The following is a 13,323-nucleotide window of genomic DNA, read 5'->3' on the forward strand; positions in this document are numbered from 1 at the left end:
AGCGAGCGGCGCCGCGACGAAGGAGCAGCGACGCACGCGAAGCCCCGAGCGGATCCCTCGATGCCGGCGCCACGGACATCCGGCCGGGACGAGTCGGCTAGAGCAGCACCCGGCGCAGATAGTCGTTGTGAAAGACGCCCTGCGGGTCGTACTCGGCAGCGAGCGCGACGAAGTCGGCGTGGCGCGGATAGAGCGGTGCGATCGCGGCCGTCGTCTGAGTGAACAGTTTGCCCCAGTGCGGGCGCGCGGAGAACGGCGCCAGAGCCGCCTCGATCTCCGGCAGCAGCGCTTCGACCTCGTCCTGTCGCTGCAGCCAGGTGAAGTGGATGCCGAGGGCGTCACGCCGGTACGCCGCGCTCAGCCAGAGCTCGTCGGCGGCGACGGTGCGCAGTTCGCAGATCTGCAGCAGCGGGCGAATGCGGTCGGCGAGGGCGCGCAGCGCCGTGATCGCCTCCGCAGCGTGCTCGCGCGGAATCAGGTACTCGCTCTGCAGCTCGGCGCCATTGCTCGGCGTGAAGGCCAGCCGGAAGTGCGGCAGCCGCTCGAACCACGGGCCGGCCACCCCGAGCTGCTCGGTGCAGCTCTCGGCCGAGATCCCGGGCAGCGGATGCCGCGCCTCGAGCGCGGCGAGGGCGCCGGCCGCGAGCAGCGCATCGGCCTCCGCCGCCTGCCCGGGTTCCGTGACTCGACGCTTCACCCAGATCTGGTCCGGACCGTCGCTGTTCCACCGTGTGAACACGCTCACGCTGTAACCGGCGCCCGTGATCGCGCCGAAATCATCGAGCAGCGCCGACCAGCGGAGCCCCTCGTAGACGGTCTGGGCGACGGCGAAAGCGGGCTCGACGGCGAGGGTGACGCGGGTGACGACTCCGAGCGCCCCGAGGCCGACGACGGCGCCGGCGAAGTCGGCGTCACCATGCCGCAGCATGCGGACAGCGCCGGTGCCGTCGACGAGTTCGATCCCGCGCACGGCGGTCGCGAGCGAGCCGACGGCGTCGCCGGAGCCGTGCGTGCCGGTGGCGATGGCCCCGCCGACCGAGATGTGCGGCAGCGAGGCCAGGTTCGCCACCGCGAGCCCGCGCTCCTCCAGGGCGATGGCGAGCTCGCCGTAGCGGATGCCGGCGCCGATCGTGACGGTGCCCGCCCTCCCGGCGGCCGCCTCGGCGTCGCAGCGGAGTTCTCCGGTCAGCAGGCGGGTGGAGATGAGCACGCCGTCGCTGTCGGCGATGTCGTTGAAGGAGTGCCGACTGCCGAGCGCGCGCACGCCGACTCCCCGGGCCGCCGCATCCGCGATCAGGCGCTGCACCTCTGCGGCATCACGCGGCTCGTGCACCATCTCGGCCGAGTAGCGCAGATTGCCGGCCCAGTTCTGTTCGTTGCCCATGGCGTCGATTCTCCTGTCTCTGCTGTTGCACAGCGAACCGGATGCCGACGCCTCCGGGCGCCGGCATCCGGATTCGATCTAGCCCAGTTCGATGGCGGTCCACGAGACGGCGGGCAGCGTCACCGTGATGGTGCCGTCGCCGGCCACTGCCGAGTCGTTGGCGGTGAGGCCGACGCGCTCGGGATCCTCCAGCGTGTTCTTGGCGTACACGTCCTCGTCGGAGAGTGTCTGGGCGTCGAGCACCGACACCGCGCCGAGGGCGGAGATGTCGATCGTGACGGTGGTCGGCGCACTCTGGCTGCGGTTCACCAGGAAGACGGCGGAACGGCCGGTCTCGGCGTCGTGCGTCGCCACGGCGTCCACGAGCGCCGCCTCGCCGTAGACCTCTGTGGTGTAGGTCTCCGACTCGAGCTTGACCTCGAGCGCCTGCCCCTGGGCCAGCCGCGAGGTCAGCGCGAACGGGAAGAAGGTGGTCTGGCGCCAGGCCGGTCCGCCCGGCTCGGTCATGATGGGGGCGATCACGTTGACGAGCTGGGCAAGTGACGCGCTGGTGACCCGGTCGGCGTGCTTGAGCAGCGAGATCATCAGGTTGCCGAACACGACGGCGTCGGCCACGGAGTAGACGTCCTCGAGGATGCGCGGGGCGATCGGCCAATTGTCGACGCCCTCGATCTTGTCGACCTCGTGGTAACGGTCCAGGTACCAGACGTTCCACTCGTCGAAGGAGATGTTGATGGTCTTGTCGCTGCCCTTGACGGCCTTCACGTGGTCGGCCGTCGCGACGACGGAGTCGATGAAGTGGTCCATGTTCACGGCGGAGGCGAGGAAGCTGCCGAGGTCGCCGTTCTTCTCCTCGTAGTAGGCGTGGCACGAGATGTAGTCGACGTCGTCGTAGCTGTGGCTCAGCACGACGCGCTCCCACTCGCCGAAGGTCGGCATCTGCGCACTGGATGAGCCGCACACGACGAGCTCGAGCGACGGGTCGATCTGACGCATCGCCTTGGCGGTCTGCGAGGCGAGCTTGCCGTAGTCGTCGGCCGAGCGATGGCCGAGCTGCCACGGGCCGTCCATCTCGTTGCCGAGGCACCACATCTTCACGCCGAAGGCGTCGGTCTTGCCGTTGGCCGCTCGCTCGTCGGCACGGGCCGTTCCGGAGGCGATGTTGCTGTACTCCAGCAGGTCGAGCGCCTCCAGGGTGCCGCGGGTGCCGAGGTTCACGGCGAGCATGAGCTCGCTGCCGACCTTGTCCAGCCACGACGAGAACTCGTGCAGTCCGACCTCGTTCGTCTCGGTGGAGTGCCAGGCGAGGTCGAGGCGGCGCGGGCGCTCCGCCTTCGGGCCGACGCTGTCCTCCCAGCGGAAGCCGGAGACGAAGTTGCCGCCGGGGTAGCGGATGGCCGAGACGCCGAGCTCCTTGACCAGCTCGATGACGTCCTGCCGGAAGCCATCGGCGTCGGCCGACTCGTGACCGGGCTCGTAGATGCCGTCGTAGACACAGCGTCCGAGGTGCTCGACGAAGGAGCCGAACAGGCGGCGGTTGATGGCACCGACCGTGAAGTGCGGGTCGATGGTGATGCGTGCGGTAGACATAGCGATCTTTCTGTGGTGAGTACGAGGTCGATGGCACGGATGCCGCCGGCGACGGCATCCGGAATAAATCGTGCTGCGTTACTTGACGCTGCCGAGCGAGAGGCCGCCCTGCCAGTAGCGCTGCAGGAAAAGGAAGGAGAGCACGAGCGGGATGATCGAGACGAAGGCGCCCGTCGTGATCAGGTTCCACACCTGTTCGCCGCCTGCGCCGGCGTTGGAGAGGGCCGTCCAGCCGTTCAGGCCGACGGTGACGGGCAGCAGCTGCGGGTCACTCAGCACGGCCAGCGGCAGGAAGAAGTTGTTCCAGGTGCCAACCACCGAGAGCAGCAGCACGGTCACGAGGGCAGGCTTCAGCAGCGGAAGCGCCACCTGGAAGAAGATGCGCAGCTCGCCGGCGCCGTCGACCCTGGCGGCGTCGAGCATCTCGTCCTCCACCGCGTCCTGCGTGTAGATGCGCATCAGGTAGACACCGAAGGGGCTGAGCAGCGATGGCAGGATGACGGCCCAGATCGTGTTGATCAGTCCGGCCTGGCTGAGCAGCATGAAGGTGGGGATGACGAGGGCCGTCACCGGAACCATCACGGAGCCGAGCACCACGGAGAAGAACGCGTTGCGGCCACGGAAGCGGAACTTCGCGAAGCCGTACCCGGCCATGACGGAGAGCACGGTCGCGCCGAGCCCGCCGGCGAAGGCGTAGAGGAATGAGTTGCCGAGCCAGCGCCAGTAGATGCCGCCCTGCCGCTCGAACAGCCCGGCGATGTTGTCGAAGAAGGCGAAGTTGTCGTCGAACCAGAGCGACCCGCCCGTGCCGGTGAACAGGCCCGAGTTGTCTTTGGTGGCGGCGACGAGCAGCCACCAGAGCGGGGTGATGAAATAGATCACCAGGATCACGAGGAACACGTGCGAGCCGATGCGGCGTCCGCCGTTGCGGCCGGCCTCCGATTGCCTGCTGCGTGCGCGCTGTTGCGCCTTGCTCGGGTTCGACGTCGGCTGCACGAGCAGCGCCGTCTCGGTTGTGAGCGCCATTACTTGAGTCCGCTCTGCTTGCGGGTGAAAAAGAGGAAGATGTACGAGCCGATGAACACGATGATGCCGAGCGAGAACGCGATGGCCGATGCGTAGTTGAACTGGCTGTACGAGAAGGCGAGCGTGTACGCGTACATGTTGGGCGTGTACGAGACAGGGATCGCGCCCTGCGCGACGCTCCGCAGCACCTGCGGTTCCGTGAAGAACTGCAGTGTTCCGATGAGGGCGAAGATGAGCACCATCACCATCGAGGAGCTGATCATCGGCACCTTGATGCGCGTGGCGGTCTGCCAGCCGTTCGCCCCATCGATGCGCGCGGCCTCGTAGATCGAGGGGTCAACGCCACGCAGCGCCGAGTAGATGATGATCATGTAGTAGCCGGACCACTGCCACGTGACGATGTTGATCAGGCTGCCGAAGATGGCGCTCTGGGCGAGGAAGTCGGGTGCGGTCATGCCGAACAGCGCAAAGATGTCGGTGGCGGGGCCGAAGCGGGGGCTGTACAGGAAGCCCCACATGAGGGCGCCGATGACGACCGGGATGGCGTAGGGCACGAAGATCATCAGCCGGGAGAACTTCGACAGCCAGCTCGTGAGGTTGTCGAGCACGAGGGCGGCGACCAGGGCGACGAGCATCTGGATGGGGATCATGATGAACGCGAACGCGGCCACCCGGCCGAGGCCCTCGAGGAAGATCGGGTCGGTGAATGCCTTCACGTAGTTGGCGAACCACGTGAACTGCGTTCCCGTCGCGAGCGTCGAGGTCTGCAGGCTCATCCAGAAGGCGTAGAGCAGCGGCACGATCAGGAAGCCGATGAAGATCAGCGCGAAGGGGGCGACGAAGAACCAGCCCCAGCGTTGCCGCTTGCGGTCGATCCTGCTGCCACCGCCGAGCGGGGCGGAGCGACGGCGGATGCCGGTCTTCGCCACTGGCAGGGTGTTACTGCTCATGTCTGTTGTCTTTCTGCTCTGAAAGGGTCTGCCGTTCCGGCCCGCCCGCGGTGGGCGGGCCGGAACGCGGTGGTGCGTGCACTGCTACTTGACGGTGAAGCCCTGTTCGCCCGCGTACTTCACGAGGCTGTCCTGCAGATCGTCGAGCGCCTTCGAGGCGTCCTTCTCCCCCTGGACCATGGCGAACTGCTGCTCGGTCAGCTGATCGAATGCGAAGTTCTGGAACGGGCTGAAGGTGAAGCCGCCGTAGCCGGCCGCCGCCTCGAGGAAGACATCCTTGTTGATCTGCTGGCCACCGAAGAACGGGTACTCGAGCTCGGCGAAGTAGTCGGATTCGAGGATCGACGTGTAGGTCGGGAAGAGTGCTGCCTTCTCGATGCCGATCTTCCAGGCCTCGTCGCTGCCGAAGATGTCGGTGGCGACGACGGCCGCAGCCGCCTTGTCCTTCGCCTGGCTGGTGACGGCGAACGTCGAGCCGCCCCAGTTCACCTGGACGGGAGCAGCGGCGTCCCACTGCGGCAGCGGTGCGACACGCCATTCGGCGCTCGAGTCCGCGTCGGAGAGTCCCTGCAGGTAGCCGGGGCCCCAGGCCGCGGCGAGGTAGACGGCGTAAGTGCCGTCGACCAGGCTCGTGTTGTAGTCGGCCGTGAACGCGTCATCCGTGGTCACGAGGTCGGCGTCGACGAGCTCCTGCCAGTAGGAGAGCACCTTCTTGGACCCGTCGTCGTTGACATCGATGCCGATGTCGGTCGGCTTGGCCGAGTCGTACACGAACGGCACGGATCCGGCCTGGGCGAAGAGCGCCTGGTTGAACGCGCGTCCGTTGGTCGGGAAGTTGACCAGAACGCCGTCCGAGCCGGCATCCTTCAGCTGCTGGGCGGCGGCCGCGAACTCGTCCCAGGTGGTCGGAGTGGCGATGCCGTACTTGTCGAAGATGTCCTTGCGGTAGAGCATGCCCATCGGGCCGCTGTCGACCGGGATGGCGTAGACGGCGTCACCGCTCGTCACATCGCTCCAGGCGCCGTCGGTGTAATCGTCCTTGACGTCTGCCGCACCGAACTCAGCGAGGTCGACGAGTGCGTCGCGGATGCTGAAGCTGGAGAGCACCTCCGACTCGAGCATGATCACATCGGGGGCACCGGAACCGGCCTCGATGGCCGTCGAGAACTTGGTGTACTCGTCGTTGCCCTGGCCCGCGTTCGTCCAGCAGATCTGGACATCATCGTGGGTGGTGTTGAAGAGGTCGACGACCTCCTCGAACGCCGGGTACCAGGCCCACACGCTCACCTGGGTTGCCTCGGTGTTGACGATCTTGTTGGTGCAGGAAGCGCCGGCGCTTGAGCCGCTGTCGGCGGTCGGCGAGCAGCCGGTCAGCGCGGCCGCGGCCACGGCGACGACGCCGGCCGTGGCAAGAATCTTGAACTTCATGTGGGGCTTTTCCTCTCGCGGTGATGGGACACCGTTGTCTGATTGCGATTGCGGACGGGACCCGTTCAGCGACGAATGGCTGTCGGGAGCGTGCAGCGAGGGAGCACCGGGGAAACGCAGGATGTGGGCGATTGAGCCGTCATCGTGAATCCTCCTCGATCCATGTTCGCCCGGTGGCCGTGAGGCGCTCCGGTTGTTACAACGTTGTAAAGTAAACGTTGTAAAGAACATGATGCAGACTCATCGCGCACATGTCAAGCCGCCGTCGCGATGATCGCGCGCTGAGGATTCGGCGCTCAGGAAATGGCTGTGGACTCTCGCTCGACGATCGAGAAATCCGCCAGGTACTCAACCGGGGCGGCATCCGGCTGCGCGCCCTGGATGCGGTCGAGCAGCACCCGCACGGCCGTCTCGGCGATCTCGGTGCGCCCTGGGTCGACCGTCGTGAGCGTGGGCAGCGAGTAGCGCGCCTCGTCGAGATCGTCGAAACCGATCACGGCGACGTCGTGTGGAACGCGCAGGCCGGCCTCCTGCAGCACGCGCATCGCGCCGAGCGCGAGCGTGTCGTTCAGCCCGAACACGGCATCGAAGCACACCCCGGTGGCGAGGAGCTCCCGCATGGCCGTCGCCCCATTGGATCGATGCCAGAGCGTGGTGTTCGCGATGATGGCCGGGTCGAACGGGATGCCGGCGGCCGCCAGGGCCTCCCGGTATCCGCGCAGGCGGAGCCCGGCCGATCCGATGATCTCACCCTCGTGCGCGCCGATGACGGCGATGCGTCGCCGCCCCGTCGCGATGAGGTGCTCCGTCGCTGCGCGGGCGGCCTCGACGTTGCGCATCGTCACGTGATCGACGGGCCCGCCGAAGATGCGCTCGCCGAGCAACACCAAGGGGTATGGCACGGTGAGCGCGTCGGCGTCGTCGTTGCTCATCCCGAGGGGGCTGAACAACACCCCGTCGGAGAACTGGATGCGCGGGCTGCTGAGCACCTCGAGCTCCCGCGCCCTGTCGCCGTTCGTCTGCTCGATCTGCACAACCTGACCGTGGCGCTCAGCCGCCTTGATCACGGCATCGGCGAGTTCGGCAAAGTAGCTGAGGCTGAACTCGGGCACGACGAGGCCGATCACGCCGGAACGGCCGGATCGCAGACTCCTGGCCGAGAGATTGGGTCGATAGCCGAGCTCGTCGATCGCGAGCTGCACCTTCTGCCGTGTTGCCGGTCGGATGTGCTCGAAGTTGTTGATGACGTTGGAGACGGTCTTGATCGACACGCCGGCGGCGCGCGCAACGTCGTGCAACGTCACAGCCATGATCACTCCCGTTCTGCCGCGGCCCACCGGGTGCGGTGCAGCATGAGTGGCGCCGCCGAGTCCGGTGCGCCATCGAGTGAACACTACAACGTTGTAAGCGGGGCGTCAGAACGCGCGATCCCCCCGTTCAGGCCGCAACGCCCCTGCGCGCCTCCCGCGCTCGCGCCGCGCCCAGGCGTTCCGCCTCGAGCCAGTGCGCGCTGAACGCCCAGAGCACCAGCACGACACCGGCGCCGATGAGCGCCCCGCCGACGGTGTCGCTCAGCCAGTGCGCGCCGAGAAGGGTGCGACTCCATGCCATCAGCACCACATAGGCGCTGCCGGCGACCCACACCCACACCCGGGGAATGAGCACGCCGAAGGTGACGGCGATGGCCGCCGCGTTCGCGGTATGCCCCGATGGGAAGGAGCCGAAGTCGGAGTGCACGAGCATCTCCTCAGGACGCGCCCGGCCGAAGAGGTGCTTGAGCAGCTGCACCCCGAGCGTGGCGGCGAGCGCGGCCGCGATCGAGAACAGCGCAGCCCATGGCCGGCGCAGCAGCAGGAACAACCCGGCGATCGCCAGCGGCACCACGAGGATGCCGACCCTGCCGCCGCCGATGAAGTTCAGGAACAGTGCGAGACCCTCGGTGAACGGGGTGCGGGTATCGAGCATCAGCTGGAGCCAGGCGGCATCCACCGCCAACGGCTCGCCCGCGTTCAGGATCGTGATCCAGGCGCCGATGAAGGCCGCGAGGCCGATCGCCGCGAGGCCCCCGATCAACGCTCCCCACTGAACCGTGCGGTGGCGGATGGCGCTCTCAGCTGTCATGCGACAACGCTATCGTGCACGGCATCGGCCACCGCTTGACGTCAGGCGGCGAGCTCCGGAACCCTGCTCGGCCGCACGACGAACCAGAGCGCGACGATCGAGACAAGGGCCGTGATGCTCATCACGGCGCCCATCGGCGCCGCGGTCGAGACACCGAGCATGCCGACGACGGGCGAGATGACCCCGGCCAGGCCGAAGTTCACCGCACCGAGCAACGACGCAGCCGTCCCGGCTTCCTGCCCGTGACCGTTCAGTGCGATGACCTGCACGCAAGGGAAGCTGAAGCCGCACATGGTGATGAAGAACCAGAGCGGGATGACGGTGCCCCAGAGGCCGGCTCCGGTCAGATCGAGCACCATGATCGAGACGCCCAGGATGAGCATCATGCCGGTGGTGATGGTGAGGATCCACTGGGGCCCGAGCACGGTGCGCATCAGGTAGGAGCTCGTCTGCACACCGATGATGACGCCGATGGAGTTGGCGGCGAAGAGCAGACCGTACTGCTGCGCGGTGAAGCCGTACGTTCCCTGGAACAGGAACGTCGAGGAGGAGAGGTAGGAGAACAGGCCGGTGAATGTCATGCCGCCGACGATCGCGATGCCGACGAAGGTGCGGTCGGAGAGCACCGTCCTGAACCGCTGCAGCACCGTCTTCTCACCCGATGCCAGGCGCGCGCTCTTCGGCCGGGTCTCGACGATCCACAGCGACACAGCCACGATGACGACGGCGCCGTAGGCGGCGAGCACCCAGAAGATGCCGCGCCAGTCCATCACGAGCAACAGCTGCGAGCCGATCACCGGCGCGAGCACGGGCGCGAGGCCGTTGACCAGGGCGAGGCGGGAGAGCATCTTGACCAGCGGCTTGCCACCGAAGAGGTCACGCACCATTGCCATCGCCACCACGCCGCCGGCTGCTGCACCGAAGCCCTGCAGCAGGCGGAAGCCGCCGAGAACGAAGATGTCGGAGGCCATCGCGGCCCCGACGCAGGCCAGCACGTGCACGAGCGTCGCCAGGATGAGCGGCATCCGGCGCCCGACCTTGTCGCTCCACGGGCCGACGATGAGCTGGCCGAGACCGAAGCCGATCATCGTTCCGGTGAGCGTCAGCTGCACGGCTGCCGGCGAGACGCCGAGCTCGCTCTCCAGCACCGGGAAGGCCGGCAGGTAGAGGTCGATCGTGAAGGGGCCGAGCGCCGTGAGCGCTCCGAGGATCAGCACGTAGACGAGCCGCTGGCGCGAGGAGAGCGCATCGCCCGGGTGCGCGTGCTGGACGGTGCGGATGGATGCGGTGTCGTCGGGGCGGATGACGGGGATGCCTGCGGTGCTGGTCACGGAAGTCCTTGAAGCTGAACGGTGGGCGTGGCAGAGCGCCCCGAAACTGCCTCCGGTCGGCGGCAGCGAAACTCTGTTCCAGCGCAATCGAATCGATTCGATGCTGGCAACCTCGCAATGCTACCGGATGCCGCGAGCCGGCACGAAGGCTCCCCGGCCCGGACCTAATATGTTGCGCTTGACTGCATATCCGTTCCGACGTATATTCAACAGGTCCAGATTTCTTTCGACGCAGTTGTCGAAACTTTCGAAAGGTTCAATGATGAACAGACGCAGCACACGGCTCGTCGCGCTGGCGACAGCGGCAGGTCTCGCGGTGGCCGCGCTCAGCGGCTGCAGCACCGGCGGCGACACCGCCGCCGCCGGCGACGACGTGACACTCACGTGGTGGCACAACGGAACCGGCGAGCCCCTCAATGGTTTCTGGCAGGACGTCGCGACGGAGTTCGAGGAGGCACACCCGAACGTCACCATCGAGGTCACCGCTGTCCAGAACGAGGAGCTGAAGACCAAGGTCGCCGTTGCACTGCAGTCGAACAACCCGCCGGACCTGTTCCAGCAGTGGGGCGGCGGGCAGATGAACGACCAGGTCGCGGCGGGCAAGCTGCTCGACGTGAGCGATGACGTGGCCGAGGAGCTCGAGCTCATCGGTGGATCCGCCGCCGGTTGGCAGGTCGACGGCAAGACGTACGGCCTTCCCTTCTCCATGGGCATCTCCGGTGTCTGGTACAACACGGCTCTGTTCGAGCAGGCCGGCATCTCGGAGGCTCCGAGCACCGTCGACGAGCTCAACGACGCGGTCGACAAGCTCAAGGCCGCCGGCATCACCCCCATCGTCGTCGGTGCCAAAGACAAGTGGCCGGCCGCGCACTACTGGTACTGGCTCGCGCTGCGCAGCTGTGGGCAGGATGTACTGCAGGATGCCGCCAAGGACCTCGTCTTCGACGACGAGTGCTTCACCGAAGCCGGCGAGGAGCTGCAGTCCTTCATCGACACCGAGCCCTTCCAGGACGGATTCCTCGGAACCTCCGCTCAGCAGGGCGCAACGAGCTCTGCCGGGCTGCTCGCCAACGGCAACGCCGCGATGGAGCTCATGGGGCACTGGCAGCCCGGCGTCATGGGTGGGCTGACCGAAGACGGCGAAGGACTCGGCGACGACCTCGGTTGGTTCCCGTTCCCCGCGGTCGCGGGGGCAGACGGCGCGGCCGACGCCATGCTCGGCGGCGGTGACGGCTACTCCTGCTCGGCATCCGCTCCGCCCGAGTGCGTCGAACTGCTCAAGTACATCTCGAGCGTCGACGTGCAGACCCGCTTCGCGGAGACCGGTGCCGGCCTCCCGGTGACCGCTGGCTCAGAGAGCGGCGTCACCGATCCGAACATGGTCGCGCTGCTGGAGGCGCGCAACGACGCCAGCTACGTGCAGCTCTGGCTCGACATCGCCTACGGAAACAATGTCGGTGGGGCGCTCAACGACGCCGTCGCCAACATGTTCGCCGGCCAGGGAAGCGCCGAGGACATCGTCACCGCGATGAACGACGCCGCCGCGCAGCAGTAGGGATCCTCTCGTGAGCTCGAACCAGTTCGTCCGTCACACGGACAACGATCAGAGCGGCCTGCCCGCCGGTCGCGCTTCGGCGCGGCCGGCGCCCGGTCGCGCCGAAGTCCAGCACGATGCCCCGATCAACCGGGGCGCAGAGGGGGCAGCGCACAAGCGCCGCAACAGGCGGCGCGGCCGGGTGGAGATCGCCCTCTTCGCCGGCCCAGCGCTCGTCGTCTACCTCTTGTTCGTCATGGTGCCTGTCGGCCTGGCCGGGTACTACGGCTTCTTCAAGTGGAACGGCATCGGCCCGCTCACCGACTTCGTCGGCCTGGACAACTATGTTCGAGCTCTCAGCGACCCGGTGTTCATCGGCGCGATCGGGCACAACTTCTTCTTCGTCATCGCGTCGCTCCTCGTTCAGGGTCCGATCGCGATCGGAATCGCCCTGCTGTTGAACCGCCCCATGCGGGGTCGCTCGTTCTTCCGGGTGCTCGTGTTCGTGCCCTACGTGCTCTCCGAGGTCATCGCCGGAGTCGCCTGGCTGCTGCTCCTGCAGCCGAGCGGCCCCTTTGACGCGCTGCTGACGAGTGTCGGGCTCGGCGATGCCGTGCAGCTCTGGCTCGGTGACCCGACGATCGTGCTGTGGACGATGCTCGCCGTCATCAGCTGGAAGTACGTCGGCTTCGCGATCATCCTGTTCCTCGCCGGCCTCCAGGGCGTTCCGGAAGAGCTCGCGGAGGCCGCGCAGATCGACGGCGCATCCTGGTGGCAGATCCAGCGGTACATCACAATCCCGCTGCTGGGCCCGACCATCCGCATCTGGGCGTTCCTGTCGATCATCGGCTCGCTGCAGCTCTTCGACCTGGTGTGGATCATGACGGGCGGCGGCCCGGCGAACGCGACATCCACCATGGCGACGTACATGATCAACTTCGGCTTCACCCGCTCGCAGTACGGCTACGGAAGCGCGGTCGCCGTCATCCTCTTCATCATCTCCTTCGCCATCGCCATCGTGTATCAGCGCTTCGTGCTCCGCCGCGACACCGAGGGCGCCCTCACGAGAAGGGTTGGCTGACATGGCCACCATCACCCTGCCATCCCTGCCTGCTCCACGGCGCGCGCCCGCCGGGCGCCGCTTCGACTGGGGACAGCCGTTCGTCTATCTCGTCGCGCTCGTCTGCATCGGCATCACCGTCGTTCCGATCGCCTACGTGATCCTCGGCGGATTCCGCACCACCGGTCAGCTCGCCGCACGGCCGAACGGACTTCCGGACCCCTGGGTCCTCGACAATTACGCCGCCGTGCTGACCTCGCCGTCGTTCTGGACCCAGGTCGGCAACAGCACCCTGGCGGCGCTGGTGACGACGATCGGCGTCGTGCTCCTCGGTGTCATGGCGGCCTTCGTCATCGCCAGGTACGAGTTCCGAGGCCGGGGAACGATCTACACGCTGTTCACCGCCGGGCTGCTCTTCCCGCTCTCCGTCGCGATCCTGCCGCTCTACCTGTTGCTGCAGAACCTCGGGCTTCTCGGCTCCATCATCGGCGTCATCATTCCGCAGATCGCTTTCGCCCTCCCGACGACCATCGTGATCCTGGTGCCGTTCCTTCGCGCCATCCCGGAGGAGCTTGAGGACGCGGCATCCATCGACGGAACCAGCCGTGTCGGCTTCTTCTGGCGCATCCTGCTGCCCCTCTCCAGCCCCGGCCTCGTGACGGTCGGGGTGCTCGCCTTCGTCGGCAGCTGGAACGGCTACCTCCTCCCCCTGCTCGTTTTGAACGACCCGGCCGCGTACACGTTGCCGCTCGGCGTGCAGGCCTTCTCGACCCAGTACTCGCAGAACACCGCCCTCGTTCTCGCCTTCACCTCGCTGGCCATGTTGCCCGCACTCATTTTCTTCACCCTCGCAGAACGCCGCATCGTCGGCGGACTCAGCGGCGCAGTCAAAGGATGAC

11 protein-coding genes are annotated in these 13,323 nt (G+C 67.0%); 3 read left to right on the forward strand and 8 right to left on the reverse strand.

The features are described 5' to 3' along the window. Positions 1-97: 97 nt before the first annotated feature. The 8 genes from ASC66_RS08440 to ASC66_RS08475 form a co-directional block, all read right to left on the reverse strand. Positions 98-1,384 carry a D-arabinono-1,4-lactone oxidase gene (locus ASC66_RS08440; protein ID WP_055837585.1) on the reverse strand — a complete coding sequence of 429 codons (1,287 nt, stop codon included), beginning with the start codon at positions 1,382-1,384 and terminating at the stop codon, positions 98-100. A gap of 78 nt (positions 1,385-1,462) precedes the next feature. Then, a complete protein-coding gene (gene arfA, locus ASC66_RS08445) occupies positions 1,463-2,974 on the reverse strand; it encodes an arabinosylfuranosidase ArfA (protein WP_055837588.1) in 1,512 nt (503 codons plus the stop codon). A 78-nt stretch (positions 2,975-3,052) separates the two neighbouring features. Next, positions 3,053-4,000: a carbohydrate ABC transporter permease gene (locus tag ASC66_RS08450; RefSeq protein ID WP_082492163.1), complete on the reverse strand. Its 948-nt coding sequence runs from the start codon at positions 3,998-4,000 to the stop codon at positions 3,053-3,055. Continuing rightward, the gene (locus ASC66_RS08455; RefSeq protein WP_082492164.1) at positions 4,000-4,950 is read right to left on the reverse strand and encodes a carbohydrate ABC transporter permease; all 951 of its coding nucleotides are present in this window, start codon (positions 4,948-4,950) and stop codon (positions 4,000-4,002) included. Before ASC66_RS08455 ends, ASC66_RS08450 begins: the two co-directional genes overlap by 1 nt. Positions 4,951-5,034: 84 nt before the next feature. Next, positions 5,035-6,378 carry an ABC transporter substrate-binding protein gene (locus ASC66_RS08460; protein ID WP_055837594.1) on the reverse strand — a complete coding sequence of 448 codons (1,344 nt, stop codon included), beginning with the start codon at positions 6,376-6,378 and terminating at the stop codon, positions 5,035-5,037. A 296-nt stretch (positions 6,379-6,674) separates the two neighbouring features. Beyond that, positions 6,675-7,688, reverse strand: coding sequence for a LacI family DNA-binding transcriptional regulator (locus ASC66_RS08465; RefSeq protein ID WP_055838449.1), 1,014 nt, complete (start codon positions 7,686-7,688; stop codon positions 6,675-6,677). A gap of 127 nt (positions 7,689-7,815) precedes the next feature. Further along, entirely contained in the window at positions 7,816-8,499 is a 684-nt protein-coding gene (locus ASC66_RS08470; protein WP_055837598.1) for a phosphatase PAP2 family protein, read from the reverse strand. A 41-nt stretch (positions 8,500-8,540) separates the two neighbouring features. Further along, positions 8,541-9,779 carry a multidrug effflux MFS transporter gene (locus ASC66_RS08475; protein ID WP_055838452.1) on the reverse strand — a complete coding sequence of 413 codons (1,239 nt, stop codon included), beginning with the start codon at positions 9,777-9,779 and terminating at the stop codon, positions 8,541-8,543. A gap of 313 nt (positions 9,780-10,092) precedes the next feature. Here ASC66_RS08475 and ASC66_RS08480 point away from each other — a divergent pair, with 313 nt between their 5' ends. Genes ASC66_RS08480 through ASC66_RS08490 form a run of 3 tightly spaced genes read left to right on the forward strand, consistent with a single transcriptional unit; the run spans position 10,093 to position 13,322 of the window. Next, positions 10,093-11,385: an ABC transporter substrate-binding protein gene (locus ASC66_RS08480; protein ID WP_082492226.1), complete on the forward strand. Its 1,293-nt coding sequence runs from the start codon at positions 10,093-10,095 to the stop codon at positions 11,383-11,385. A 10-nt stretch (positions 11,386-11,395) separates the two neighbouring features. Next, positions 11,396-12,445, forward strand: a complete 1,050-nt coding sequence (locus tag ASC66_RS08485) for a carbohydrate ABC transporter permease (RefSeq protein ID WP_502691587.1) — start codon at positions 11,396-11,398, stop codon at positions 12,443-12,445. A gap of 1 nt (position 12,446) precedes the next feature. Beyond that, positions 12,447-13,322 (forward strand): carbohydrate ABC transporter permease, encoded by an 876-nt coding sequence (locus ASC66_RS08490; RefSeq protein WP_055837602.1) that lies wholly within the window; start codon positions 12,447-12,449, stop codon positions 13,320-13,322. The last annotated feature ends 1 nt before the right edge of the window (position 13,323 follow it).

It is taken from the genome of Leifsonia sp. Root4 (assembly GCF_001425085.1).
Lineage (GTDB): Bacteria > Actinomycetota > Actinomycetes > Actinomycetales > Microbacteriaceae > Microterricola.

Excerpts from the sequence above, each read along its gene's own strand:
- ASC66_RS08460 (WP_055837594.1), bottom strand. The coding sequence starts at position 6,378 with ATGAAGTTCAAGATTCTTGCCACGGCCGGCGTCGTCGCCGTGGCCGCG.
- ASC66_RS08440 (WP_055837585.1), bottom strand. The coding sequence starts at position 1,384 with ATGGGCAACGAACAGAACTGGGCCGGCAATCTGCGCTACTCGGCCGAG.
- ASC66_RS08455 (WP_082492164.1), bottom strand. The coding sequence starts at position 4,950 with ATGAGCAGTAACACCCTGCCAGTGGCGAAGACCGGCATCCGCCGTCGC.
- ASC66_RS08480 (WP_082492226.1), top strand. The coding sequence starts at position 10,093 with ATGAACAGACGCAGCACACGGCTCGTCGCGCTGGCGACAGCGGCAGGT.
- ASC66_RS08450 (WP_082492163.1), bottom strand. The coding sequence starts at position 4,000 with ATGGCGCTCACAACCGAGACGGCGCTGCTCGTGCAGCCGACGTCGAAC.
- ASC66_RS08490 (WP_055837602.1), top strand. The coding sequence starts at position 12,447 with ATGGCCACCATCACCCTGCCATCCCTGCCTGCTCCACGGCGCGCGCCC.
- ASC66_RS08465 (WP_055838449.1), bottom strand. The coding sequence starts at position 7,688 with ATGGCTGTGACGTTGCACGACGTTGCGCGCGCCGCCGGCGTGTCGATC.
- arfA (WP_055837588.1), bottom strand. The coding sequence starts at position 2,974 with ATGTCTACCGCACGCATCACCATCGACCCGCACTTCACGGTCGGTGCC.
- ASC66_RS08470 (WP_055837598.1), bottom strand. The coding sequence starts at position 8,499 with ATGACAGCTGAGAGCGCCATCCGCCACCGCACGGTTCAGTGGGGAGCG.